Here is a 21236-nt window from a genome sequence, read left to right on the forward strand (position 1 = left end):
GGCGATTTTGCCAGCAGATTAGGTATACCCCATCTGAAGCTGGATCGATCTGGATTCAGTTGAATTTAGGCAGCAACCTTGCCCTGATTAGCCCGCTCTTCCAGCTCTGCACGGCTCAGGGTAGAGACAAAGCGGCCATCGAAGTAGATATCCATCAGCTCGCCACGCTTCTCGCCACGCATCATGCTGCGGCGGCCATCCAGATAGTGCACCTCCATCTGGGCGGTATGCTCGTCCGGGTAGCTGATCTCCACCTCGCGCACCCCTTGTGGCAGCATGGCCAGCGGCACCTTCTTGAGGGCCGGATCCAGATGCTGGTTCACCTTGATCACCGGATCGGCTTTCATGTCCACCACAGCCGGAGATTTGCCGGTGATGGGGTTCTTGCCAGACCAGAACTCGATGGTATTGAAGACGAACAGGTCAGCGGTCGCGGCCAGACCGTAGACAGGGGAGAGCAGCATAAAGAGACCGGCCCGGCCGTAGCGGTTATCCACCACGCTCAGGTTGCCCTTGGTGACCATGCCGGAAAGCCCCATCTGCCCCATACAGCCGCCCAGCCCCATGCTCGCGACCATAACCAGCAGAGCCATTGCCCGCCCCTTCTGTTGTAAAGCCATCGTGTTCTGTTCCTGCTCTGAAATAAATGAGGCGGCAAGCCTAATCAAGGGGCCAGAAGAGGACAATTCACAATGGCGGGACGATACAGGAGGGGTTCAGATTGGCGTACCAAGTGAGCAATAAACAAGCACCGATGGAATAATCATCCATTCGGTGCCTCGTTCAACAACCAATAACCGTCAGGAGCCGATGGCCAGATTGGAGACTGTCTCGGTCACATTGATGGCGCCCTGCTCGATCTGCGCCATCACGCCACTCACCTCGCCGATCTGCTCCTTGCCACGCTGGGCACTGGTGGCCACCTCATTGATGTTGCCGGTGATCTGGGCCGTCAGTTCGCGGTTTTTCTGAACCACGCTGGCGATCTCGCCGGTCGAGAGGGAGGTGCGCGCAGCCAACTGACGTACCTCGTCGGCCACCACCGCAAAGCCGCGCCCCTGATCGCCAGCCCGGGCTGCCTCGATGGCTGCGTTAAGGGCCAGCAGATTGGTCTGCTCGGCAATACTGCTGATGGTCGAGACGATGGCTTCAATGCTTTTCGACTGCTCATTGAGTTGGCCAATCAGGCCGGAAGTGCGACTCACCTGTTCGGAAATGGCGCTGGAAATAGTGACCGATGCGGTCAACAGTTCAGAACCTGTCGCAGCAAAGCGGGTGGTCTCCTGCGAAATGGTCTGGGCTATGTTGGCCGCCTCGCTCACTGCCTGGGCTCGCTTGATCCGCTCTGTCACCTCACTGGCAAATTTGATCACCTTGACCACCTTGCCGCTCTCATCCTTGATGGGGTTGTAGGTAGCCTCCAGCCAGATCTCGTTGCCGTGGCTGTCACGGCGACTGAACAACCCCGACTTGAGCTGGCCGTGGGCCAGATCGTCCCAGAAGTGGGGTTGCTCGCGATAGAAGCTCTCATCGCAAAACAGCCTGTGATGCTGCCCCTTGAGCTGCGAAAGGGAGTAACCGACGCAGGAGAGGAAATTCTGATTGGCCGTCACAATCTCCCCCTTGGGGGTGAACTCGATAATGGCGAGCGCCCGATCGAGTGCCGAGATGATCGCTTTCTGACGACTCAACTGCTGATAACTCTCGGTGATATCGGAGGCTATCTTGACCACCCTGACCACCTTGCCCTCAACCTTGACCGGGAAGTAGGTAGCCTCCAGCCACAACTCCCTGCCATGTTTGTCAATGCGCTGGTAGATGCCACTGTGGGAATGCCCCTGACGCAACTGCTCCCAAAACTGGGCGTAGGAGGATGACTGGGCGTAGTGGGCATCACAAAAGATCCGGTGGTGTTTACCAATTACCTCCTGCTCGCTATAGCCCACCACACTCAGAAACAGCGGGTTCGCCTCGAGGATCTCGCCACCTGGTGTGAAACTGATGGTAGCAACACCGACTTTTACTGCATCAATAAATGCCTGGGCCTGGGCCAACTGCATTTGACATGCTTGTAATTCCGCTTTGATTTTGAAGTTGAACATCTTGCCCTGCCCCTCTATTACCTGGTTACAACTACATCACATCTGCATGAACTTTAGACGAGAAAGCAGAGGGATAACGGGGTCCCATCGATTAAGGTGCCAGATCCCACTCCAGATATGCCAGATTGGCAACAAAGCCGATCCGCTCATAGAGTGGACGCCCCTGCTCGCTGGCATGGAGCCACACCTTTCCCAGCTGACGCGATCTGGCAAAGGCCGTTATGGCATCGAGCAGCGCCGTGGCGATCCCCTGCTGGCGCCATTGTGGCCGCGTATACATATTGAGCAGATACCCCTCCATCCCCGCCAGATTGCCGGGATAGGGCGGCCGTTCAAACAATGCCAGCGTCCCTGTCGCCACGATCTGTTTGCAGCCCTCCTGCGTATCGGCCTCAGCCAGCCATGATAAAGCGCTCTCTTCACTCATCGCCCGGGTAAAGTAGTCAAGGGTGGCCTGCCACAAGGCCGGGTCTGCCTGCGGCGTCACCAACTCACCGACCTCACAAAACAGCTCCATGCGCAGCGCCACCAGTGTGGGAATATCTGCGGCCCTTGCCTGACGAATGATCATTGGCTGCTCCTTTTCTCTCATGGGAAATTTCGCCGGCCGTCATTATGACAAAGAGCGCCTTGTGGCGCTCTTTGTCATTGGGGAAATCACTGATAAATCAATGGCTGCGACGTGTCAGCCAGTGATCCAGGCTCAGCACACCGCCGCCCCAGATGATAAGGATCAGCAGCATCCAGCCCCACAGCTGGTGATCGTAAAAGCCACCCGCCCAGAGGGTCGGGTAGGAGATCACCGCCATGATATTGAAGCCAAACAGCAGCAAGGCGGCCGGGCGAGTAAAAAGCCCCGCCAGCAGGAAGAGCGGCAACAGCAGCTCGGTCGCCGTACCCAGATAAGCAGCCCACAACCAGGGCAGCAGGGGCACCTGATACTCGGATTCAAACAGATAGAGGGTGGAATCCCACGCCGTCAGCTTGAGCCAGCCTGAAGTGATAAAAACCGAGGCGACCCAAAGCCGCGCCAACAACAGCACACCAGCACTGCTCCAGCGCGGCAAATCACCACTCGAGCTGGCCAGCGCCAGCCATTTGTTTGCCATCATGGCATTACCTCCATATCCACCAGCAGACCAAGGGTTATCAGGCGAGTGAGATGTTCACTGGCCGCAGGGTCGGCCGCAAGCAGATCGACCAGCGCCGTACCAGCGAGACAATCCTGTAGCAGCGCCCACTCACCCGCCGTCAGGGGCAAGGGGGCAACCCGGCAATCCGGCTGTTTCTTCAGTGCCAACCAGACGGGGGCATCAAGCACCTCCACCGCTTCACCACAGTGCAGCGCCATCTGCCACAGGGCCAGCACCGGATAATCGCTGGCAACCAGCAGCAGATCCGTGGCTGGCAACAGCCGCAGCCGCTCCCATTGTTGCGGCGATAATGCGGCCAGACGCTCGGCTGGCCAGCAGCGTGATTCCAGCGGCAGCAGACTGGCACGCTCAAGCTGCCATTCGAACTGAGCCAGCGCCTCCAGCCAGGGCAGCCCGGTTGTAGTCGGCAAGCGGGCCAACCATTGGCCAAATCCGGCGCCATAATGCATGACGCACCCTTCCCTGAGCGGCTCGGCCAATACGAAGCCACGGGCCGCCGCTGCAAAAAAGTCATCCCCGACCATAGCCTTGACGGCGGGATAACTGCTCGCCAGCACCTCGCCAAGGCTCAGAATGAAGTGGTTGCGATAGACCTGCAGCACAGATTCGGCAGAAAAGAGCCGGGAGCTGATGTGAGGGGAAATGGCGTCAGGCGCCCCCAGCAGACCATCGGCAAAGTGCTGTTGCAGCTGTGCCAGTTCAGCCATGGGCCACCTCCCGTGGTGCACTCATGGCACGCGCCTCATCCAGAATGGCGCCGGCCTTCGCCGCCTCTGCCAGCAAGACCGACAGCGGCGGGATCTCGAGGTCCCACTCAATCAGGGTGGGAATGGCCTGCTTGCGGCAGATCTGGCGATAGAGTTCCCAGACCGGCTCCACCACAGGGACGCTGTGGGTATCGATATAGAGGGAGCCTTCCGGCAGCTGTTTCTCGGTATAACCGGCCAGATGGATCTCCCCGACGGTGGCGAGATCGATCGCCGCCAGATACTCATCGCAAGAGAAACCGTGATTGAAGGCACTGACATAGAGATTGTTGAGGTCGAGCAGGATGCCACATTCGCTGCGCTGCTGCAGCTCGGCCAGAAATTCCCACTCGCTCATCTCCCCGGGCAGTTGCAGATAGGAGGAGGGATTTTCAATCAACATGCGGCAACCCAGGGTCTGTTGTACCTGCTGGATCTTGTCGCTCATGTTGCGCAGGGAGGCTCGGGTATAGGGCACCGGCAGCAGATCGTTGAAGTAACGCCCACCAATGCTGCCCCAGCTGAGATGTTCGGAGATCCGTACCGGTTTGATCGCCGCGGCCAGTGTCGACAACTGCTGCAGATGGTGCGGATCGAGCGGGTCGGCAGAACCGAGGGACATGCCAACGCCGTGAAGACTGACGGGGTAGTGCTGCGCCAGTTCGGCGAGCACCTGAAAACCGTGACTGTGCCATTCGAAGTAATTTTCACTGTGCACCTCCAGCCAACCGACTGCCGGCAGGGTTTGCCGGATCTCATCGTAATGGGGAGTGCGTAATCCGATACCAATCAAAGGGTTCATCGCAAGACTCGCTTTCGCCAATCAGAGAAGATGCAGGGGGCGACCCATTGGCCATCCCCTGCCCGATGTCTCTTACTTGGGTTGCAGCGAACCGCCGACCAGCTTCTCGCACAGCCCTTTGGGCATCACCACAAAGGCATCACCCTGAGCATCTTCCTTGGCGGTACCGGCGCAGGAGCTGCTCTTGGTCGCACAGTCATTCTTGCTGGCCTTGACCACGCCGTAGCACTTCTCCTTTTCATCGGCAGCCATTGCTGGTGCCGCGATAAATTGGGCGCCCAGCGCCAGCAGACCGGTCATGGCGGAGGCGATAGCAGTGCTTTTTTTAACATTCATGTTCATGTTCCTTTTGATGTCGTTGGATGTTGCTGATATCCCCGATTTGTCGCAACCGGGTACCTGCAATAGAACCGGCAAACGGGATATTCCCTTTCAAAAAAAACATAAAAAGAGTTAAAAAACCCAAAGGCAAACACTCAATGAATTGATTTTAAACAACTATTTCATCATTGAAAATTTCTCGACGACCACCCATTAATGAACGAGGAAAGTGCCATATGGTGCTTTCATCCCGTTAATCTTCTTCACTGCTTCCATCAAAAGAGATGTGTCAGACATAAAAAATCCCCGCCAACAGGCAGGGCTGGATGCAACTTTAAAGAAACAAGAAATAAACAATCTGAGTAGTGTTGGGAGGCAGGAGTTGCGGCATACAGATAAAAAAAGAGACAGCTTTGGCTGTCTCTTTTTGCACATGGTGCGAATGGGGTTTAGTAGAAGATCCGCTCGCCACGCTCGCTCATTTTGAGCCACACCGGTTTGGTGCTGGTTTTGTTCCAGATCCGGTGCAGATAGCTGTAGAAGCGGGCACGATCGCTGCGAAACAGCATCACGGGGAAAGCCAGAATGCCCACCAGCAATACATAAATGCGACGAAGAATAATCTGAGTCAGGGAAAAGGGATGAAACATGATGTAACTCCTTACTGGTAAGACCACTGAGCAAAGATTACCCCACTCCATGTAGGATTACTACATCACCAACGCATTTTTTTATAAAAAAATGGTGAAAAACGGGAAATACTGAAAACGGGTTACGTCATTAACCAACAGTTAACAAACTTGCGAAAATCGTGCGCTTTGCCACAGTTATCAGGGGAAAAACATGCAGTAGGGAGACACGCATGAAACTGCCGGAAGTGACACTGCTGGTGCTGATGGTTGCCCTGACACGGGCACAACTGGAGGAATGGCAACTGAATCGGGAAGATACCATCGTGCTGGCCGAACGGGGCGTGCCCACCGTCAGCCTGTGGCAATGTGGCACGCTGAAGCAACGGATTGCGGATCTCAACCTGCACAGTGCCGAGGTGCAGTTTCAATATCGGGGGCAAAACATGGCGGATGTGAGCCACTATCTCGAGCGCGAGTGGAAACAGGCTGGCTGCGAACAGTTACTGGTACAGCAAGGATACTGACCAAGCTTCACGGCTCGAAGAGTGATAAATCAGGGAAAATAGAGAGAAGATGGAGGCACGTTCCGGAGTCGAACCGGACTAAACGGATTTGCAATCCGCTGCATAACCGCTTTGCTAACGCGCCATGCTGACAAGACTGATTGTCTTGAAAGTGAGTTCCATCGTTGGTGTGATGGAAAATTGGAGCGGGAAACGAGACTCGAACTCGCGACCCCGACCTTGGCAAGGTCGTGCTCTACCAACTGAGCTATTCCCGCGTTACTGCTTTCGTGCCAGTTGCCTGACAACGAGGCGCATTATACGTACCACGAGCGCTAGCACAACCCCTTTTTCGCAATTTAGGCCCTGACGCAGACTGTTTGCTCATGGTTTAAACGCCTTGCTGCAATTTTATCCATCCCGCTGTGACCCACCAAACGAATTTGGGATAAAGTCGTTGAAATGATTACGCTTTCGTTCGAGACTTGAGCAGCTTAATAACCGGATTCTCAATTGAAAATCACAAGATGAAAGGGATCTTCACGCTTCGTGGGCTCAGGCCGCAGTTAATGCTGGCTTTTTTCATGTTGGGCATGGTGCCATTTTTGGTCATCACCCTCTTCTTCCTATACAGCCACGGCAAGGATCTCACCACCCAGACCTCCAACCATCTGGTCTCCGTCCGTAATATCAAGAAGAGTCAGCTCGAGGATTACTTCAACAACCTCAAAGAGCAGATCATCAACTTCTCCCAGCAGGATTTTGCCGGCAACAGTATCGGCCGTTTCTATGGCTTTACCGGCGCCTTCGAGAAGTTGGGCACCACACCGCAGGAGGCCCGCAGCCGCGCCCAGGCCCGCTATCTGCCCGGCTCCTGGGATCAACTGCGCAAACCGGACAGCCAAGTAGAGATCGAACCCTCCATTACGGCGCTGATCCTCGCCGACGAGATGTATGGCCGGGTGCACCAGCGCTTTCATCGCGGCTATGCCGACATGGTGCGCAAGTCCAACTACAGCGACATTTTTCTGGTGGACCTCAACGGTGATGTGGTCTATTCGGTCACCAAGCACCCTAACTTTGCCACCAATCTGCTCTCCGGCCCCTATCAGGGCAGTGGCTTGGGCCAGACCTTCGCCAAGATCAAACGCCGCCTTGATGGTGGACAGAAACCACAACAGATCTTCGAGTTCACCGATTTTGGCCGCAACGAGCTGACCGGGCAGGTGGTCGCCTACATGGCGGCACCCGTGATGCAGTACGACTATGTGCGCGGTGTGGTGATTTTCGAGCTGCTGCCGGACAAGCTCAACCAGATCATGGCGGAGCGGGAGGGGCTGGGCGAGACCGGCGAGACCATACTGATCGGCCCGGACAAGCGGATGCGCGCCGATGCCTGGCTGGCACCGGAGTTCAGCGTCGAAAACAGCTTCAGCCCCAACTTCCGGCCGCTGCAAACGCCACTCATCACCAAGACGCTCTCCGGTGAGCAGGGGGTTGGGCTGTTCCACTCCTATCAGGATGACGAGGTGCTGGCCGCCTATACCCAGGTGAAGGTGTTCGATACCGAGTGGGCCTTTATTGCCGAGATCTCCACCCGGGAAGCCTATGCCCCGATCCGCCAGCTGGAAACTCTGGTGATTGTGCTGGGGGCGGGCTCGGTACTGCTGCTGATCCTCTTCTCCCGCTGGCTCTCCCACTCCATCACGGCGCCGCTGCGCTCTCTCACCGAAGCGGCCGAGCAGGTGGCCGACGGTGCGCTGGATCACCCCATCGCCATCGAGCGCACCGGCGATGATATCGACCGGCTGGCCGAGGCGTTTCGCCATATGCAGCGCTCTGTGAAGGACAAGATCGAACTGATCGAACAGCAGACCCAGGAGCTGCAACAGCAGGTCAAGCTGACCCACAAGCAGAACCTTAGCCTGCAGCAGGCGGACAAGCTCAAGGATGAACTGCTGGCCAACACCTCCCACGAGCTGCGCACCCCCATTCACGGTATCAAGGGGATGGCCGAGTCGATGCTCGCCAGCCAGCAGGATTTGACCGAAGGGCAGCAAAAGCAGCTCGGCCTCATCATCAAGAGCGCCGACGGCTTGGCCCGTCTGGTTGACGATCTGCTGGACTACCACCAGATGCGCTACGGCCAGCTGGAGATCCACTCCCAGCCCGTCTCATCAAAAGGGGTTATCCGGCTGGTGCTGGACCTCTGCCAGCATCTGGTGCAGGCCAAACCCCTCACCCTGGTGGATATCAGCCCGGCCGAACTGCCGCCGGTGCTGGCCGACGAGCAGCGGCTCGAACAGGTGCTCTACAACCTGGTGGGCAACGCCATCAAGTACACGCCGCAGGGCAAGGTGGTGCTCAGTGCCATCGTCGAGAATAACTTCCTGCGCATCAAGGTCACGGATACCGGCATCGGCATCGCCCCCGACCATCTGGAGCACATCTTCGAGCCGCTGGTGCAGATGAGCCCGGAGGTAAGCAAGCAGGGGGCCGGCCTTGGCCTCTCCATCACCCGCCAGCTGGTACACCTGATGGGGGGCGAGCTGTTTGTCGAGAGCGAGCCGAGCGTCGGCTCTACCTTCGCCTTTACCCTACCCCTTGCCACCGGCAAAGCGGCCAATCTGACCCTCGACAGCCGCCAGATCGAACATCAGCTGGTGCGCCAGCAACCGCTGATCCTGCCGGACTGGGAGAGCGACGATCTGCCCCCTCCCCCAGAGGGTGCGCCGCTCATTCTTGTGGTGGATGACGAGCCCATCAACCTGCACATCCTGCGCCATCTGCTGCAGCCCTGCGGCTACCGCATTCTGCCCAGCAGCGACGGTCACGATGCGCTGGCCAAGCTGGCCGAGGAGCCGGTGGACCTCATCCTGCTCGATGTGATGATGCCGACCCTTTCCGGTTTTGACGTCTGCCGTCGCCTGCGCCAGCAACACCCGAAAGATATGCTGCCGGTGCTGCTGCTCACCGCCCTCAACCAGCCCAAGGATATCGAGGAGGGCTTCGGGGCCGGTGCCAACGACTATCTGGTCAAACCCTTCTGCAAGGAAGAGCTGTTTGCCCGGGTCAAGGCACTGCTGGAAGCCAAGGCCGGACGCGCCTCGCTGGTAGAGAACCGGCTATTGAAGCAGGAGATCGAACATCGCCTCACCCTGCAGGATCGACTGCATCAGGATCAGCAGCGGCTGCTGGCCCTGCTCGGCGAAGGGGCCGACCCCATGATCTTTATCGACGAGCAGGGCACAGTGCTGTTTGCCTCCAGGGTGATGGCACGCCTGCTGGGTCAGGAGCCGGAAGCCATGGAGGGGCAGCCCCTCAATGAGTGGCTCGCCACCCCGCTGCAACAGCAGTGGCCCGACCTTGCCAGCGAGCGGGAACACAATCTGGAGTTTCTGGTGGCCGGGCAAAAAGATGTGCTCAACGCCCGTGCCCTGCCTATCACGCTCGGAGGACAGGCCGCTTTCGCCCTCACTCTGAGTACCGAGCTGCGTCAGGATGAGAACCGGGTAATGGCGCTGGAGAACGCCCTCAAGAACCTCTCGCGGCAAGCCATCATCGAAGATGAACAGCTGCTGGGCGAGCTGAGCCGCCTGGGTGGCGAGTTCCGTTCGCTGGCCGACGACCTCATTCGCCAGCAGGATGACGAGCCGCTGCGCCGGGCGCTGGTAGAGACCATGCAGCTCACCCTGGATGCCTGGCAGCAGGGGACCGGCAAGGGCAAAATCGTGCTGGCGGAGAAGAGCAAGCTGTGGCGGGTCTATATGGACAGATCCAGCCCGCAGACCCGCACCCTCGACAAATACCTGAGTCTGGACACCCTGCCCAAGTCGCCACGCTGGAAGACGGTGGTGGCCACCACCGAGTATGTGCTGGGCCACTGCCCGCTCAATGACCACCAGCGCCAGCAGTTGCAGCACAGCGCCCAGACCCTGCGTCAACTCGCCAACCGCAAGCCGTGACACGGCGCCCTAAACGGGCGCCGGATCACAATTGGCAATCTGGTTTCTTTTTGCGCAAAACAAAGCCCCGCACAACTCCGAAACCGAGAGCAGATCCAATTCACAAATTTGTCATATACGCCATTTTCACAGCCACTTTTTACGCGAGAGCAAATAACGCAAACCAATGATTCTAAACAGATAAAAAAGCATTTTGACGAGATTGACGTAACACCGTCAATTTTTACGAAAACAACGAAATCAATAGTTGTTGTTTTCCTGTTAATTCTGGTTTGCTTAGGGCGTTGGAAAACAGAACGACAAAGGTTAGACACCTGACCAACACAGAGGGCCGATTTCATCAGCATGCGAAACCGGTGCTCACACAAAACAAGGCGAACCCTCGGGAATGCCAAAAAATAAGAAAGGAAAACATATGCTTGCCAAAGTATCCAAAATCTCTACCGCTGTAATGCTGGGAACCATGATGCTTGCCGGTGCCGCCGGTAACGCCATGGCCGCAGAAAACAAAACCGTGCTGACCATGGTCGCACAGCAGGAAACCGCCTGGGTCAAGAACTTCAACCCCTTCCTGCAAGCGGGCTTGCTGCACACCACCCGTCACTTCATCTATGAACCGCTGGTGATCTTCAACGATATGCAAGGGGGCAAACCCGTCTATCGTCTGGCCACCAACTATGCGTTCAGCGATGACCTGAAATCCGTCACCTTCGATCTGCGTGACGGCGTGAAGTGGTCTGACGGCGAAGCCTTTGATGCCGATGACATCATCTTCTCCTTCAATCTGGTCAAGGCCAACAAGGCGCTGGATGAGCGCTCAATCTGGACCCAGATCAAGAGCGTCGAGAAGCTGGCCCCGAACAAGGTCAAATTCGACCTGACCGAGGTCAACACCAACGTGGTGAACGATCTGGTGCTGGTACCTATCGTGCCGGAGCACCAGTGGAAATCGGTGAAAGATCCGGTTGCCTTCACCAACGACAAGCCGGTTGGTACTGGCCCCTTCACCGAAGTGGACAACTTCTCCGCCCAGCTCTATACCCAGTGCCGCAACCCGCACTACTGGGATAACGCCAACCTCGCTATCGACTGTATCCGCATGCCGCAGATGGCCACCAACGACCAGGTGCTGGCTGCTGTCATGAAAGGTGACATCGACTGGTTCGGCTCCTTCGTGCCGGATATCGAGCGCCTCTACGTCGGCAACGATCCGAAGAACAACAAATACTGGTTCCCGGCCTCCGGTACCGTGGCGTTCAACGTCAACTTCCAGACCAAGAACCCGGGCAACCACGAAGCCTTCAACGACATCAACTTCCGTCGCGCCTTCTCCATGGCGATGGACCGCCAGTCCATGGTGGATATCGCGGGCTACGGCTACCCCACCGTCAACGAGTACCCGTCAGGTCTGGGCAAAGCCTTTGACTCCTGGAACAACCCGGAAGTGGACAAGAAGTACGGCAAGTACAACAAGTTCGATCTGGAAGGGGCCAAGGCTCTGCTGAAAGAGGCAGGCTACAAGGATTGTGACGGCGACAAGTTCCTCGACACCCCGAGCTGCAAAAAGATCGAGTTCAAGGTACTGGTGCCGAACGGCTGGACCGACTGGGTCAACACAGTTCAGATTGGTGTAGAAGGGCTGCAGGCGCTGGGCCTGAACGCCAAGACCGCCACCCCGGAAGCGACCGTCTGGACCGAGAACCTGATCACCGGTGACTTCGACGTCGCCCTGCAGGGTTACTTTGCCGGTGCCAACCCGCACAAGTACTTCGAGACCGCGTTCCACTCCCGCAACATGGGTGACCGTGGCAACCGCTTCGCCGCGCCCCGTTACAAGGACCCCGAGCTCGACAAGCTGATCGATGACTTCACCCAGACCGCCGATGCGGCCAAGCAGAAGGAGATCATGTTCGCCATCCAGGATCGTGTTGGTGCCAACCAGACCATCATTCCGGTCTTCAACAACCCGACCTGGTACGAGTACAGCACCAAGCGCTTCAACGGCTGGTTCAGTGCTGATAACCCGGTAGCCAAACCTCAGCTCCACCCGGACACCCCTGAGCGTCTGCTGCACGTGTTGTCCCTCAAGCCAAACAGCTAAACAATCCCGGCCCCCTGCGGGGGGCCATCTTCCCCGTTAATCCCCTTCTTGCCCGACTTTGCCGGGGTTGGGGTCGCTATACCCGACGCGGGGCAGACTTGCAGTAAAAGGTACTATCATGGGATTCATACTGAGACGCTTTTCCTTCTATCTGGTTGCCTTTCTGGTAGCCGCCACCATCAACTTCCTGTTACCCCGTGCCATGCCAGGGGATCCTGTCTCCGTGATGTTTGCCCGCGCTGGCGCCATGATGGAACCCGCCGCTCTGGAAGCCCTCAAAGCCACCTTCGGCTTTGTCGACGGCCCCATCGGCACCCAGTTTCTTACCTATGTGAAGAGTGTCTTCACCTGGGATCTCGGCACCTCGGTGCGCTTCTACCCGCAGCAGGTCTCTGACGTGCTGGGCCGTGCCATCGGCTGGACCCTGTTTCTGGTCGGCACCTCCACCATCCTGAGCTTCTCCATCGGTTCCATCGTCGGCATCTTCGCCGCCTGGTATCGCGGCGGCCGGATGGACAGCATTCTCTCCCCGCTCACCCTGGTGATGCAGGCCATTCCGCCGGTGGTGGTCTCCCTGCTCGCCCTGTTCCTGTTCGGGGTCAGCCTCGAATGGCTGCCCATCGGCTACGCCTACAGCCCGGAGATCAAGGCTGACTGGGGCTGGGAGCACATCAAGAGCATCATGACCCACGCCATCATGCCGGTGCTGACCCTGGCCGTGGTACAGGTGGGGGGCTTTCTCATCACCATGCGCAACAACATGATCAACCTGCTCGGTGAGGATTACATCACCATGGCCAAGGCCAAGGGGCTCTCCAGCAACCGGGTGATCTTCAACTACGGCGCCCGCAACGCCATTCTGCCCAGCGTCACCGCCCTCTCCATGGCGCTCGGCTTCGTCATCGGTGGCTCTCTCATCACCGAAGTTATCTTCAACTATCCCGGCTTGGGCCTGACCCTCTATCAGGGCATTCTGGCCCGCGACTACCCGCTCATTCAGGGGCAGCTGCTCATCATGACCATCACCATGCTCAGCTTCAACTTCCTGGCCGACGTGCTCTACGTCTTCCTGGATCCCCGTCTGCGTACAGGAGGCAAATAAGATGCGTATGCCGACCATTCTCAAAATCCTGCTGGGCAACAAGAAGGCTGCCTGTGGCCTCGCCATCGTGGTTGCCTTCGTACTGATGGCCCTCTTTGCCCCCATTCTGGCCAGCAACGAGCCGACCAAACGGGTGGCTCGCCCGCACCAGCCGCCCAGTGCCGAGTTCGTGATGGGTTCCACCCGCATGGGCCACGACATCTGGGCCCAGTTCACCAACGGCGCCCGTATTTCGCTGCTGGTGGGCTTCAGCGCAGGCCTGCTGGTTTGCACCCTGGCCGTCGCCATCGGCATCACCGCCGGTTACTTCGGTGGTCTGGTGGACGAGTGCCTCACCTTCCTGATGAACGTGGTGCTGGTGATACCCAACCTCCCCTTGCTACTGGTGCTGGCGAGCTTTATCGGGGAGGCGTCACCGGCGGTGATTGCCGTGATAATAGGGTTGACCTCCTGGGCCTATGGCGCGCGGGTCATCCGGGCCCAGACCCTGGCGCTGCGCGAGAAGGAGTTCGTCATCGCCGCCGAAGTGCTGGGGGAGCCGGCCTGGCGCATCATTCTGGTGGAGATCCTGCCCAACCTCATCTCCATCATCGGGGTGAGCTTTATCGGTTCCATCATCTACGCCATCGTCACCGAAGCGACCCTGGAGTTCCTGGGGCTTGGCGACCCGACCGTGGTGAGCTGGGGCATCATGCTCTACAACGCCCAGACCTCCAGCGCCATTCTGGTCGGCGCCTGGTGGGAGATCCTGGCTCCCTGCTTTGCCATCGCCACCCTGGGTGCCGGTCTGGCTCTGCTCAACTTCGCCATCGACGAGATTGCCAACCCGCAGCTGCGCTCCCACAAAGGGTTGAGCCGCTGGAAGAAACTTGCCACCCCGGTCGCAACACCACTCTCTGCCGCACAGGAGAAGACAGCATGAACAAGCATCCCCTGCTGTCAGTACGCAATCTTTGCGTTGACTACATCACCGAAAATGGCGACGTGCGCGCCGTCAACTCGGTGAGCTTCGATATCAGACAGGGCGAGATCTTCGGTCTCGCTGGTGAGTCGGGCTGCGGCAAATCCACCGTCGCCTTCTCGGTGGCCCGGCTGCACAAGCCGCCCGCCTACATCAGCGGCGGCGAGATCCTGTTCAAGGGGGAGAACATCCTCCACTACAACGACGAGCGGCTGCGCTCCTACCGCTGGCAACAGGTGTCGGTGGTGTTCCAGTCCGCCATGAACGCCCTGAACCCTGTGCTGCGGATGGAGGAGCAGTTCTGCGACGTGCTGCTGGCCCACAACCCCGGCATGACCCGTTACGAGGCGATCAAGCGCGCGCAGGAGTTGCTCACCATCGTCGATATCCACCCGAGCCGGCTCAAGGATTACCCGCACCAGTTCTCCGGCGGCATGCGTCAGCGGCTGGTGATTGCCATCGCCATGGCGCTCAACCCCGAGCTGCTCATCATGGATGAGCCGACCACGGCGCTCGATGTGGTGGTGCAGCGGGAGATCCTGCAGAAGGTCTATGCCCTGAAAGAGAAGTTCAACTTCTCCATCCTGTTCATCACCCACGACCTATCCCTGATGGTGGAGTTCTGCGATCGCATCGGCATCATGTATGCCGGTGAACTGGTGGAGGTGGCTCCTTCCAAGGCGATCCTGACCGCGCCGCTGCACCCCTATACCAGAGGGCTCGGCAACTCCTTCCCGCCCCTGCACGGGCCGAAGAAGGTGCTGGAGGGGATCCCGGGCACACCACTCAACCTGCTGGAGGTGCCGGTCGGCTGCCGCTTTCAGGCCCGCTGCGGCAAGGTGCACGATCGCTGCCGTCAGGAGTACACCAGATTGGCCGAGATCCGCCCCGGGCAACAGACCGCCTGCCACCTCTATGAAGAGCAGGGGCTGCAACAAGATTCCGTGATCTATCTGGACAAGGCCGCTGGCTGTTAAGGATGTCTGTCATGCAAATCGCCAAAACCGATGCACCCATCATCGAAGTCCAGCACCTCTACAAGGACTTCCCCATCAACTCCAATGCCATCAAGAGTGGCAAGATGCGGGCGCTCTCCGACATCACCTTCAACCTGCACCGGGGCCGCGCCCTGGCGGTGGTCGGGGAGTCGGGCTCCGGCAAGAGCACCATCGCCAAGATCATCGCCAAGATGTACAAGCTCAGTGCCGGGCGCATTCTCTATCGCGGCCACGATCTGGAGGAGTTCAACAAGGGCACCGCCCTGCTGGACTATCGCCAGAGCGTGCAGATGGTGTGGCAAGATCCGTTCGGTTCGCTCAACCCGACCCACACCATCTATCACCACATCGCCCGCCCCCTGCTGCTGCACAGCAAGGTGATCGACAAGAAAGAGCTGCCCGACATGGTCTACGCCCTGCTGGAGAAGGTCGGCCTGACTCCTGCCAAGGCGACCGCGGCCAAGTATCCGCACCAGCTCTCCGGCGGCCAGCGCCAGCGGGTCAACATCGCCCGCAATCTGGCGGTGGAGGCGGAAGTGGTGCTGGCGGACGAACCCACCTCCATGCTCGACGTCTCCATTCGCATCGGCATCCTCAACTTGATGGAGCAGATGAAGAACGAGCTCGGCGTCTCCATGCTCTACATCACCCACGACATCGCCACCGCCCGCTATGTGGCGGAAGATCTGGCAGTCATGTATGTGGGACACATGGTGGAGTGGGGCGAGGTGGATGAGATCCTGCACCACCCGCAGCACCCCTACACCCAGCTGCTCATCTCGGCTGTGCCCGACCCCGAGAAGAGTATCCACGCCGAGCTGGAGGGGGGCCGCAAGGGGGAGATCCCGCTCTGGACGCCGGAATCCTGCGGTTGCCCCTTTGCCGGGCGCTGCAATCAGGCGATGCCCCGCTGCAAGGAGGCGCTGCCCCCCATCACCAGGCTTGCCGACAACCACTTCGTGCGCTGCTATCTCTACGAGTGAAGGTGAGACTTAGATCGGCCGGACAACCCTGTCCGGCCATGCCTCGATACGGGGCGGCCACAGCCCCGTGATGTGCCTCACCGCCCGGCGGTGAACCACAGGAGTAATACCTTGATGGAACTCTTGATCAATCAGGTGGGCTACGAGTGCGACGGACACAAGATCGCCCTGTTGCAAACCTCCCCCGCCCCTGATCTCGGCGGCTATGTCAGGCTGCAACGCCTCGATGATGGCCAGATCCTGTTTGAAACCCCGCTGCAACCGGCTGGCAGCGTCCCAGGCTGGCAAGGGCGCGCTTACTGGCGTGCCGACTTCTCCGCCTTCAAGGAGCCCGGCGACTATCGGCTGGAGGCGATCACTGCCCAAGGCATTGTCCGCTCGACCCGCTTTGCCATCGGCCAGGATCTGCTGGCCAGCCGCTGCCTCTCCGATGTCATCCACTACTTCAAGGGGCAGCGCGCCAGCGGCACCTTCGATCGGGCCGACCGCAACGCCCGCCTGTTTGGCACCGACCAGCACAAAGATGTTCACGGCGGCTGGTTCGATGCCAGCGGCGACATGAGCAAGTACCTGAGCCACCTCTCCTACGCCAACTACCTCAACCCCCAGCAGACCCCCATTGTGGTGTGGGCTCTGCTCAAGTGCCGGGAACTGCTGGCCCCGCGCCGCGATATCGACGGGGTGAACCTCTGCAAGCGGCTCAATGACGAGGCGCTGCACGGCGCCGATTTCCTCTGCCGGATGCAGGATGAGTCGGGCTTCTTCTACATGACCCTGTTCGACAAGTGGAGCAAGGACCCGGAGCAGCGCGAGCTATGCGCCTATGCCACCCAGCAGGGGCTCAAGTCCGCCAACTGGCAGGCAGGTTTTCGCCAAGGGGGCGGCATGGCCATCGCCGCGCTGGCCCGCGCCGCCCGCGAGAGCGTCAGCGGCGACTTCGATGCCAGCCGCTACGCCGAGGCCGCCAAACGCGGCTACCTGCATCTGCGTGAACACAACCTCTCCTATCTGGATGACGGGGTCGAGAACATCATCGACGACTACTGCGCCCTGCTGGCAGCGGTAGAGCTGACCGGCACCTTCGGCGCCGAGTGGCTGAATGAGGCGAGAGCTCGCGCCAGCAAGCTTTGCGCCCGCCAGCGCCCTCATCCTGAGCTGGGCCACTACTGGTCGGCCAACGAGGATGGCTCGCGCCCCTACTACCACGCCGCTGAGGCGGGTCTGCCGGTGCTGGCGCTGCTGGAATATCTGGGCGTAGAGCCGGATCAGGAATACAAGGCTAGGGTACAAACCGTGGTGGAGCAGGCGCTGGCCGCCGAGCTGGCGCTCTGCGCACGGGCGGGCAACCCCTTCTCCCTCGCCCGCCAATATGTCAAAGGGGTGGATGAAGCGCCGCACGTCAGCTTCTTTATGCCCCACAACAACGAATCCGGTTACTGGTGGCAGGGGGAGAACGCCCGCTTGGCCTCGCTGGCGACCATGGCCTTTGCTGGCGCCCGCCACTTCCCCCGCCAGAGCCAGCCGCTCATCACTTACGGTCAGCGCCAACTCGACTGGATCCTCGGGCAAAACCCCTTCAACGCCTGCATGCTGGCGGGCCACGGCATCAACAACCCCGCCTATACCGCCGGGTATCCCAATGCGCAGGGGGGCATCTGCAACGGCATCACCTCAGGGTTTGATGACGAAAATGAGGTGGCCTTTATTCCGGAGGAGTACAAGGATCGGCTGGATCAGAACTGGCGCTGGGGCGAGCAGTGGATCCCCCACGCTGCCTGGTTTGCCTTGGCCATCAGCTGGCAGAGCGCCCTGAGTGCTCGAAATGAGCAGGGAGAGCACCATGATTGAGATGTGCAGGAATCGGCTCGATCATAACTGGCACTGGGAAGAACAGCGGATCCTCCATGCAGTCCGGTTTGCCCTGGCCATCAGCTGGCAAAATGCCGCAGGAGGTCGCCATGATTGAGTTCTGGGTCGGCGTCGACGGCGGGGGCACCCACACCCGCGCCCGCATTCGGGATCGGGCGGGCAAACTGCTCGGAGAGGGGCGCGCAGCCGGCTCCAATCTGGAGCTGGGCATCCCCCATGCCCACGCCAATGTGCTGGCCGCCATCGCCAGCGCCCGCCTTGCCGCCGGGCTCGCTATCGAGAGTGAACAGCAGATGGGGGTCGGGCTGGCGCTCGCCTCCGCCGAGCTAGCCGACTGCTATCACGCCCTGCTCGAGATGCCCTTCCCCTTCGCCAGTGTCAGGCTCACCTCCGATGCCTTCGGTGCCTGCCTCGGCGCCTTTGGCGGCCGTGAGGGTGCCATCCTCATCGCCGGCACCGGCTCGGTGGGGCTGGTCTATCAGGAGGGGCAGATCCGCACCTGCTCCGGCCGCGGCTTCCCCATTTCAGACATAGGCAGCGGCGCCTGGCTGGGGCTGCGCGCCATCCAGCAATCTCTGCTCTGCCACGACGGCATTCTGCCCCCCAGCACCCTAGCAATCCGCCTGATGGACCGCTTCAAGCGGGATCAGGCCGAGGTGGTACGCTGGGCCGCCCGCGCCATTCCGGCGGACTATGGCCACTTTGCCCCCTGGGTGTTCGATGCCGCCAGCGATGGTGACGAGCTCGCCAATCAGCTGCTGGACGAAACCTGCGAACAACTGCGGATCCTGCTGGAGGGAATGACCCAGCTGGGTGCCAGACAGATCGCCCTGCTGGGGGGGATTGGCACCCGCCTCGCTCCCCGTCTCGGCCAGCTCAACCTGATCCCCCCCCAGGCAGATGCGCTCGATGGCGCCATCCTGTTTGCCCAATCAGAGGATTTTCCATGTCTACACCCCTGATCCACACCCAGGTCGCCCGACGTGACGGCGAGGATGTCTGGTTCACCTTCACCCTATCCCGCATGCCGGATACCCGGTGGAAGCTGCACTTCTGTCTGGCTCGCCATATCGACCCCGACTCCTTGCAAGGGGGCGAGCTGGAGCGCCAGAGCGGCAGCTACAAGGTGATTGTCCCGAACGCTGACAGCTGCGAGCTGCGCTTTTGCTGCCGCCATACGCCCATCAAGAAGCTCTCCGACATGCCGCAGGGCTTTTTCCTAAGCTTGCCGGAGGCGACCACGGGTGCCCAGCTGCTGCCGGTGACGCTGGCCGCTCAGGATCTTGGACTGGAAAACCCGCCGGTAACCCGCCCCGATCTACCGGATGTCGAGCCCCTGCCCGGCATAGTGCCGCAACCGGCCCATCTGGTACTGCTGGAGGGGAACTTCCGGCTGGCCGAGCGGGCTCATGTCAGCGCCCCCCGCGATGTACCGAAGCTGCTGGCCCACTTCAACGAGCTGACGTCGCTGGCGCTGGAGCAGGATCACGACGCTGAAATCCGGCTGACCGAGGCCAAACTGGCCCCCGAAGCCTACCAACTGACCATTACGCCGCAGGAGGTGGTAATTGCCGCCGCCGACGAAACGGGCTGGCGTCATGGGCTGGTCACGCTGGCCCAGTGGTATCTGCAACATGGCGAGAGCCTGCCCTGCGTCACGCTGGAGGATGCCCCGCGCTTTGGCTTTCGCGGCATTTTTCTCGACTGCGCCCGCCACTTCCACACTCCGGCCACCATCAAGCGCCTGCTCAAGCTGATGAGCCTCTACAAGTTCAACCGCTTCCACTGGCACCTGACCGATGACGAGGGGTGGCGACTCGAGATAAAGACCTTCCCGGAGCTGACCGACGTGGGTGCCTGGCGCGGCCATAATCTGGCGATCGGCCCCCAGCTGAGCGGCGGTGCCGAACCCTATGGCGGCTACTACACCCAGAGCGAGGTGAAGGAGCTGGTGAGCTATGCCAGTGAGCTCGGCATTACCGTCATTCCCGAGATCGACATCCCGGGCCACTGCCACGCCGCCATCAAGGCGCTGCCCGAGTTGCTAATCGAAACGGCGGATCACTCCCGCTACCGCTCGGTTCAGCATTTCGATGACAACGTGCTCAACCCCGCCCTGCCCGGCACCTACCGCTTCCTGGAGGCGGTGCTGGACGAGGTATGCGAGCTCTTCCCCGGCCCGCAGATCCACATGGGGGGTGACGAGGTGCCGACCGGGGTCTGGACCGACAGCCCCGCCTGCCAGCAGCTGATGACCGAGCAGGGCTACTCCGACTGCCGCGAGCTGCAGGGCCATCTGCTGCGCCACTGCCAGCGCTATCTGGCCGCCAGAGGCAAACAGATGATCGGCTGGGAGGAGATCCTGCATGGCGACAAGGTGAGCCGCAAAGCGGCCATCTGTGCCTGGACCAGCTTTCAGGCAGGGCTGGACGCTGCCGCGGCCGGTTATCCGGTGGTGATGGCGCCCGCCCAGTTCCTCTATCTCGATCTCGCCTGGAGCGCCGATATTCATGAACCCGGCCTCTACTGGGCGGGGACCCTCAATCTGGAGCAGATCTACTCGTGTGACCCTGCCCCAGCCGATTTCCATGCCAAAGATAACATCCTCGGGGTGCTGAGCCCCTTGTGGTCAGAATTGATCACCAGCCGTGATCGTCTCGACTACATGTTGTTCCCGCGTATGCTGGCCACGGCCGAGGTTGCCTGGAGCGATCCCGCCCACAAGGGCTGGGAGCACTTCGCCGCCCGCCTGCCGGGCCAGCTGCAGATCCTCGATCAGTTGCAGGTGCGCTACCGGATGCCACAGAGGTAATGTTGTCTCTACTTTGGCGGCCAATCGGCCGCCTTTTTTACGATTAGCCAACAAAACATCAACTTCCCCCTACCATTCATCCGCCATTATTGGCAAAATCCAGCCCCCAATGAAGCTGGTCTGCCTCCTGCTGGCGCGAGCCTGCGGCCACCTCCAGATCTGCCACAATAACAACGACAACATTA

18 protein-coding genes and 2 tRNA genes are annotated in these 21236 nt (G+C 59.7%); 10 read left to right on the forward strand and 10 right to left on the reverse strand.

Annotation, left to right across the window (positions count from 1 at the left end; all coding sequences use genetic code 11):
• Nucleotides 1–65: 65 nt before the first annotated feature.
• The 8 genes from G5193_RS06550 to G5193_RS06585 all read right to left on the reverse strand — a co-directional run bounded on the left by G5193_RS06550 (nt 66) and on the right by G5193_RS06585 (nt 5775).
• Nucleotides 66–620: a DUF3332 domain-containing protein gene (locus tag G5193_RS06550; RefSeq protein ID WP_421205488.1), complete on the reverse strand. Its 555-nt coding sequence runs from the start codon at nt 618–620 to the stop codon at nt 66–68.
• A 180-nt stretch (nt 621–800) separates the two neighbouring features.
• Nucleotides 801–2102, reverse strand: coding sequence for a methyl-accepting chemotaxis protein (locus G5193_RS06555; protein WP_139408007.1), 1302 nt, complete (start codon nt 2100–2102; stop codon nt 801–803).
• A gap of 91 nt (nt 2103–2193) precedes the next feature.
• Nucleotides 2194–2673: a GNAT family N-acetyltransferase gene (locus tag G5193_RS06560; RefSeq protein ID WP_421205490.1), complete on the reverse strand. Its 480-nt coding sequence runs from the start codon at nt 2671–2673 to the stop codon at nt 2194–2196.
• A 97-nt stretch (nt 2674–2770) separates the two neighbouring features.
• Nucleotides 2771–3214 carry a DoxX family protein gene (locus tag G5193_RS06565; protein WP_158112124.1) on the reverse strand — a complete coding sequence of 148 codons (444 nt, stop codon included), beginning with the start codon at nt 3212–3214 and terminating at the stop codon, nt 2771–2773.
• A complete protein-coding gene (locus G5193_RS06570; protein WP_421205492.1) occupies nt 3211–3963 on the reverse strand; it encodes a putative DNA-binding domain-containing protein in 753 nt (250 codons plus the stop codon). Before G5193_RS06570 ends, G5193_RS06565 begins: the two co-directional genes overlap by 4 nt.
• Nucleotides 3956–4804: a DUF692 domain-containing protein gene (locus G5193_RS06575; RefSeq protein ID WP_216978272.1), complete on the reverse strand. Its 849-nt coding sequence runs from the start codon at nt 4802–4804 to the stop codon at nt 3956–3958. Before G5193_RS06575 ends, G5193_RS06570 begins: the two co-directional genes overlap by 8 nt.
• Nucleotides 4805–4876: 72 nt before the next feature.
• Complete coding sequence (locus G5193_RS06580; protein ID WP_005334862.1) at nt 4877–5140, reverse strand: DUF2282 domain-containing protein; 264 nt, start codon at nt 5138–5140, stop codon at nt 4877–4879.
• Nucleotides 5141–5574: 434 nt separating this feature from the next.
• The gene (locus G5193_RS06585; protein WP_005334863.1) at nt 5575–5775 is read right to left on the reverse strand and encodes a YbfA family protein; all 201 of its coding nucleotides are present in this window, start codon (nt 5773–5775) and stop codon (nt 5575–5577) included.
• 212 nt (nt 5776–5987) lie between these two features.
• Between G5193_RS06585 and G5193_RS06590 the strand changes: the two genes are divergently transcribed.
• Complete coding sequence (locus G5193_RS06590) at nt 5988–6281, forward strand: hypothetical protein (protein WP_421205494.1); 294 nt, start codon at nt 5988–5990, stop codon at nt 6279–6281.
• A gap of 50 nt (nt 6282–6331) precedes the next feature.
• Here the strand turns inward: G5193_RS06590 and G5193_RS06595 are convergent.
• Both G5193_RS06595 and G5193_RS06600 read right to left on the reverse strand, forming a co-directional pair.
• Nucleotides 6332–6405: transfer RNA gene (locus G5193_RS06595), tRNA-Cys, on the reverse strand.
• Between the two features lie 57 nt (nt 6406–6462).
• Nucleotides 6463–6538 (reverse strand) — tRNA-Gly (locus tag G5193_RS06600).
• Nucleotides 6539–6787: 249 nt separating this feature from the next.
• Here G5193_RS06600 and G5193_RS06605 point away from each other — a divergent pair.
• From G5193_RS06605 to G5193_RS06645, 9 genes are all read left to right on the forward strand, one after another.
• Nucleotides 6788–10225: an ATP-binding protein gene (locus tag G5193_RS06605; RefSeq protein ID WP_421205496.1), complete on the forward strand. Its 3438-nt coding sequence runs from the start codon at nt 6788–6790 to the stop codon at nt 10223–10225.
• Between the two features lie 415 nt (nt 10226–10640).
• The gene (locus G5193_RS06610) at nt 10641–12326 is read left to right on the forward strand and encodes an ABC transporter substrate-binding protein (protein WP_110302548.1); all 1686 of its coding nucleotides are present in this window, start codon (nt 10641–10643) and stop codon (nt 12324–12326) included.
• A 118-nt stretch (nt 12327–12444) separates the two neighbouring features.
• The gene (locus G5193_RS06615; protein ID WP_005353818.1) at nt 12445–13428 is read left to right on the forward strand and encodes an ABC transporter permease; all 984 of its coding nucleotides are present in this window, start codon (nt 12445–12447) and stop codon (nt 13426–13428) included.
• 1 nt (nt 13429) lies between these two features.
• Nucleotides 13430–14350 carry an ABC transporter permease gene (locus G5193_RS06620; protein ID WP_005353820.1) on the forward strand — a complete coding sequence of 307 codons (921 nt, stop codon included), beginning with the start codon at nt 13430–13432 and terminating at the stop codon, nt 14348–14350.
• Nucleotides 14347–15366: an ABC transporter ATP-binding protein gene (locus G5193_RS06625; protein WP_005334876.1), complete on the forward strand. Its 1020-nt coding sequence runs from the start codon at nt 14347–14349 to the stop codon at nt 15364–15366. Before G5193_RS06620 ends, G5193_RS06625 begins: the two co-directional genes overlap by 4 nt.
• Nucleotides 15367–15377: 11 nt before the next feature.
• Nucleotides 15378–16370, forward strand: coding sequence for an ABC transporter ATP-binding protein (locus G5193_RS06630; protein ID WP_139410701.1), 993 nt, complete (start codon nt 15378–15380; stop codon nt 16368–16370).
• Nucleotides 16371–16484: 114 nt separating this feature from the next.
• A complete protein-coding gene (locus G5193_RS06635) occupies nt 16485–18218 on the forward strand; it encodes a glycoside hydrolase family 9 protein (protein ID WP_421205499.1) in 1734 nt (577 codons plus the stop codon).
• A 110-nt stretch (nt 18219–18328) separates the two neighbouring features.
• Nucleotides 18329–19201 (forward strand): BadF/BadG/BcrA/BcrD ATPase family protein, encoded by an 873-nt coding sequence (locus G5193_RS06640; RefSeq protein ID WP_203117185.1) that lies wholly within the window; start codon nt 18329–18331, stop codon nt 19199–19201.
• Nucleotides 19186–21051, forward strand: a complete 1866-nt coding sequence (locus G5193_RS06645; protein WP_421205500.1) for a beta-N-acetylhexosaminidase — start codon at nt 19186–19188, stop codon at nt 21049–21051. Before G5193_RS06640 ends, G5193_RS06645 begins: the two co-directional genes overlap by 16 nt.
• The last annotated feature ends 185 nt before the right edge of the window (nt 21052–21236 follow it).

The organism is Aeromonas sp. 601027 (assembly GCF_049174455.1).
GTDB lineage: Bacteria > Pseudomonadota > Gammaproteobacteria > Enterobacterales > Aeromonadaceae > Aeromonas > Aeromonas veronii_A.

Coding starts and splice junctions, on each gene's coding strand:
- G5193_RS06645 (WP_421205500.1), top strand. CDS start 19,186: ATGTCTACACCCCTGATCCACACCCAGGTCGCCCGACGTGACGGCGAG.
- G5193_RS06590 (WP_421205494.1), top strand. CDS start 5,988: ATGAAACTGCCGGAAGTGACACTGCTGGTGCTGATGGTTGCCCTGACA.
- G5193_RS06555 (WP_139408007.1), bottom strand. CDS start 2,102: ATGTTCAACTTCAAAATCAAAGCGGAATTACAAGCATGTCAAATGCAG.
- G5193_RS06585 (WP_005334863.1), bottom strand. CDS start 5,775: ATGTTTCATCCCTTTTCCCTGACTCAGATTATTCTTCGTCGCATTTAT.
- G5193_RS06625 (WP_005334876.1), top strand. CDS start 14,347: ATGAACAAGCATCCCCTGCTGTCAGTACGCAATCTTTGCGTTGACTAC.
- G5193_RS06630 (WP_139410701.1), top strand. CDS start 15,378: ATGCAAATCGCCAAAACCGATGCACCCATCATCGAAGTCCAGCACCTC.
- G5193_RS06615 (WP_005353818.1), top strand. CDS start 12,445: ATGGGATTCATACTGAGACGCTTTTCCTTCTATCTGGTTGCCTTTCTG.
- G5193_RS06580 (WP_005334862.1), bottom strand. CDS start 5,140: ATGAATGTTAAAAAAAGCACTGCTATCGCCTCCGCCATGACCGGTCTG.
- G5193_RS06635 (WP_421205499.1), top strand. CDS start 16,485: ATGGAACTCTTGATCAATCAGGTGGGCTACGAGTGCGACGGACACAAG.
- G5193_RS06610 (WP_110302548.1), top strand. CDS start 10,641: ATGCTTGCCAAAGTATCCAAAATCTCTACCGCTGTAATGCTGGGAACC.
- G5193_RS06575 (WP_216978272.1), bottom strand. CDS start 4,804: ATGAACCCTTTGATTGGTATCGGATTACGCACTCCCCATTACGATGAG.
- G5193_RS06640 (WP_203117185.1), top strand. CDS start 18,329: ATGATTGAGTTCTGGGTCGGCGTCGACGGCGGGGGCACCCACACCCGC.
- G5193_RS06550 (WP_421205488.1), bottom strand. CDS start 620: ATGGCTTTACAACAGAAGGGGCGGGCAATGGCTCTGCTGGTTATGGTC.
- G5193_RS06605 (WP_421205496.1), top strand. CDS start 6,788: ATGAAAGGGATCTTCACGCTTCGTGGGCTCAGGCCGCAGTTAATGCTG.
- G5193_RS06565 (WP_158112124.1), bottom strand. CDS start 3,214: ATGATGGCAAACAAATGGCTGGCGCTGGCCAGCTCGAGTGGTGATTTG.
- G5193_RS06570 (WP_421205492.1), bottom strand. CDS start 3,963: ATGGCTGAACTGGCACAGCTGCAACAGCACTTTGCCGATGGTCTGCTG.
- G5193_RS06560 (WP_421205490.1), bottom strand. CDS start 2,673: ATGATCATTCGTCAGGCAAGGGCCGCAGATATTCCCACACTGGTGGCG.
- G5193_RS06620 (WP_005353820.1), top strand. CDS start 13,430: ATGCGTATGCCGACCATTCTCAAAATCCTGCTGGGCAACAAGAAGGCT.